The following is a 3,710-nucleotide window of genomic DNA, read 5'->3' as shown; positions in this document are numbered from 1 at the left end:
CGGTTGCAGTGAAAAAGGAAAAGTAAGCTTTTGAATTTGTGTCTTAAACTTGGTGAGGAATGAGGTCTTCGCCGGGATTTTTGACTTGCCCGAAACCCTTGACAGAGGCCCGCCCCATTACGGAAGTGGGCCTTTTGTCGTGGTGATCCCTGAAGCCGGGGATTGGTCACGCGCAAGCGCGCGCGGGCCACACCTCACCCACCTGGAAGGATATCCCATGACCACAAGTTTTGCCCCTCTCACCGTCGCCATCGGCGATCTGGTCCCGCATCCCGCCAATGTGCGCAGCAACTCCCCGGAAACCTATGATCCCGAGAACATCGCACATCTGAAAGCCAGCATCGCGGTGCTGGGCCTGCTCCAGCCGCTGCTGGTCCAGAAGATCGACGGCAGATATGCCGTACTCGCAGGCGGCCGCCGCCATGCCGCCCTGAAGGAACTGGTCGCGGACAAGAGCGAGAAGGGGTTCACCGCGAAAACCAAGGTCGACTGCCGCGTTGTGCCAGAGGATTGCGACGTCACCACGGCGCTGTCGCTCGCCGAGAACATCACCCAGGCACCGATGAATGCCATCGACGAGTTCGAGGCCTTCGCCCGAATGATGGAGGTCGACGGTCAGACGCCCGAGACCATCGCAAAGACCTTCGGCACCACGGTGGCGGCCGTGAAAGGCCGGTTGCGCTATGGCCTGATCCACCCCGACATCCGCGCCGCGGCACGGGCCAAGACGATCACGCTCGACACGATGAAAGCCTTCGCCGAGCACCCGAGCCAGGAGGCGCAGCGCGAGGTCTTCGAGGCGCTCACGAAAGACGGCGGATATCTGCAGGCCTATACCGTCCGTCAGGCGCTCAAATCCCGCGGGGTGCAGGTCAGTGATGATATCGGGGCTTTCGTGCGCGCGGACTATGAGGCGCGGGGCGGCGCCGTCGCGGCTGACCTTCTGGAAGAGCATTCCGTGCTTGAGGATGCGGCGCTGGTCGAAACCATCCTGCTCGAGAAGCTCGGTGCCGCCGCCGAAGAGGCCCGCATAAAGCTGGGCTTTGCCTGGGCCGATGCGATGGTCCGCTATGATTACGCGACCATGGCCGACTACGGCCGCGTTTATCCCGGCCCGATCGAGCCTGATGAGGCTGCGCAAAAGCGCATCGATGAGATCACCGCCGAACTCGAGAAACTGCAGCTCGAGATGGAGGATGAGGGGCTCGAGGACGGTGCCTACAACGTGCTTTACGAGCGCGTGGACGCCTTGGAAGAGGAAGCCCGCGACCTGCAGGAGGCCTACAGCGCCGAGGACCTCGCGCGGTCTGGGGTAATCGCGTCCTGGTCGGGCGGGCAGGTGACCCTCCATGTTGGCCTCGTCCGCCCGGAAGACACCGTCAAAAAGGAGGGCGCGCGCGGCTCCTCGGCTAGCCCGACCGGGGAGGAGGCCCCAGACGCCGGCGAAATCACTTATCCTGCCTCACTGGCCGAGGACCTCAAGACCGAGCGGGCCATGGCCCTCGGCGCCGCGATGGCGCTGCATCCGGAGGCCACGCTCGATCTGACGCTCTTCAAGCTGGTCAGTGACGTTCTGGCCAGCGGCATGAGTGTCACGCAGGCGATCAAGATCGATGCCCGCAAGGAATACCGCAGCCATGCCAAGATGGACGAGATCGACGAGACCTCGCTCGAGCAGGTCGCGGCGGCGCATGATGCGCTTGACCTCTCGTGGCTCGATGACGCCCGCGCGCCTGCCGATCAGTTCGCGGCGTTTCGCGCGCTCAATGCAAGGGAGAAGGCCAAGCTCGTGGCCTATGCCACGGCCAGCACCACGCAGTCCTGCTTCGCGCGGGACCCGCGGCGCGACAGCCTGATGCATGACTTCGAAATCGAGATCATGCCCGACATTCGCGCCCACTGGACGCCAAACGCGGAGCTATTCAACCGCTTCAAGAAGGCCTGGCTCTTGAAGATCCTCGGCGAGGATCTGGGTCTGGCCCAGGAGGCGGTGACGCTGGCCTCGTCGAGCAAGAAAGAGATCGTCGCCTTCTGCGACAAGCTCTTCGCCGAACCCTTCGCCACCCTCACCGACGCGCAGCGCGCTGCCGTGGCCGCCTGGTGCCCGCCGATGATGCAGACCAACGGTGTCGCCTCTGATGAGGCGGCGCCTATCGCGGAAACCCCCGAGCCTGACAGCGAGGTCGCGCAAGCGGCCTGAGTCCTCACGAGACCCGCGCGTGGACCATGCCACCCGCGCGGGTCGACCCCTCCCACACCCAACGGAAAGACATCCCCATGGCTATTCTCAAGTTCTCTGCCTCCGCTGTTGCGGCGCAAATCGCGCATGCGCGCGCCTGCAAAACCTTCCTGCCCAACTGGAACGGTCCCGTGGACAGGCCGGCCCTGATCCTCATCGTCGGCAATGGCGTGCATCTGCGCTCAAACGGCATCGATGGCACGACCACTCGCATCGTCACGACCGAGCAGGCCGATCCGTCCTTTGCTTTCGCCGACGGCATGAACCCGTTTCGGGATACCGACTGGATGGCGCAGCGCCGCATGGCGTTTCGCGATCTGACCGGCCAGTTCTACACCGACATCCTGGACGACGTGCAGGTGCTCATCGACCGGGGGCGGGGGGCCATCCGGCTCGCCACCGATGGCCACAGCATCCGCGTCTTCGTGCGCCGGGCCTCGGACTATCTCATCGGCGGGACCTACGAGGTGCCCTCGGGCCTCGGCGGCACTTTCCGGGTCATCCTCAAGGATGCCTGCGACACCTTCGCGATCGTGCAGAACTGCGGCAATTGCGAGGATTTCGACGCCATGCAGCCCTACCGCGTGCCGCTCGATGCGCTGATGGAAATCGATGACCGGAGGGCGGCGTGATGGGTTGGCTCTTCTACACCGACGGCCGCGTCCAGACCTACGCGGATGAGAAAGCGGAGATTGCTCGGCTGTGCACCTTCGAGGGCGAAAGGCGCAAGACGGAACTGGTCAAAGCCTGCAAGGTGGGTTCGACTTGGTACGCGGCGGCAAAGGTCACAAATATCGACGGCACCCCTGTCGAAGACACGACCTATGTCACCGATGCGGATGGCTCCATCACTTTCGCCGCCGTATTCCTTACCCGATATGATGACGGCTGCTGGGGCTACAAGGACATGGAGGAAAGCGCGGGACCGGTCGAATCCCGCGCGCCACTGAGCCTATTGGCCCTGCTGTCCGAGCTGAAAGACCTAGACAGCTATGCTCATGCCTGGCGCCAGCGCTGCCAGGACTGGGCTGCGATCCCGGACTACGAGGAAGGCGACAAGATCAAGCTCGCAGCACCTGTGACGCTCACTGATGGCAGTACCTGCCAGATTGTCACCGCGACCCACTACAGGCGCGGGCGGCAAAAGCGCCGCTGCTACCGCATCGAGGAAACTGGTGGGCTCGTACGCCTGTCGAAGGCCTCGCTTGCGGGCTCGGAGTTGCTCAGCTCCGCGAAAGGTGCGGCTAGCCCGGTGCTGGCGGAGTTCCTGGCGGGGCGAAATTAGGTCCTGCGCCGGACGGTTCATCGACCTGCCCGGCGACAGCAGATGCTGCGGCTTGTCTTGACAAGGCAATGCAAATGCATTACCTATCGCGGGCAGCAAAGAACCTTTTCTTCAGGAGACTGCCATGACAGCCCTCGCACAAGATGTCTCGAAACTCACGGATCGGTATCAGACGACCGTGCCGGC

The 3,710-nt window shown here is 63.5% G+C and carries 3 protein-coding genes; all 3 read left to right on the top strand.

Translation table 11 applies throughout. The features are described from left to right. Positions 1-217 precede the first annotated feature (217 nt). Positions 218-2,200 carry a ParB/RepB/Spo0J family partition protein gene (locus tag AC13D8_RS00080; protein WP_482967145.1) on the top strand — a complete coding sequence of 661 codons (1,983 nt, stop codon included), beginning with the start codon at positions 218-220 and terminating at the stop codon, positions 2,198-2,200. 77 nt (positions 2,201-2,277) lie between these two features. After that, positions 2,278-2,871, top strand: a complete 594-nt coding sequence (locus AC13D8_RS00075; protein ID WP_025042408.1) for a hypothetical protein — start codon at positions 2,278-2,280, stop codon at positions 2,869-2,871. Further along, positions 2,871-3,524 carry a DUF6927 domain-containing protein gene (locus AC13D8_RS00070; protein WP_085818129.1) on the top strand — a complete coding sequence of 218 codons (654 nt, stop codon included), beginning with the start codon at positions 2,871-2,873 and terminating at the stop codon, positions 3,522-3,524. The genes AC13D8_RS00075 and AC13D8_RS00070 overlap by 1 nt, the downstream gene beginning before the upstream one ends. The last annotated feature ends 186 nt before the right edge of the window (positions 3,525-3,710 follow it).

This window comes from Roseovarius sp. B-10 (genome assembly GCF_056859295.1).
Note: the sequence above shows the minus strand (reverse complement) of the source record. Positions and strands in the feature narration are given on the sequence as shown.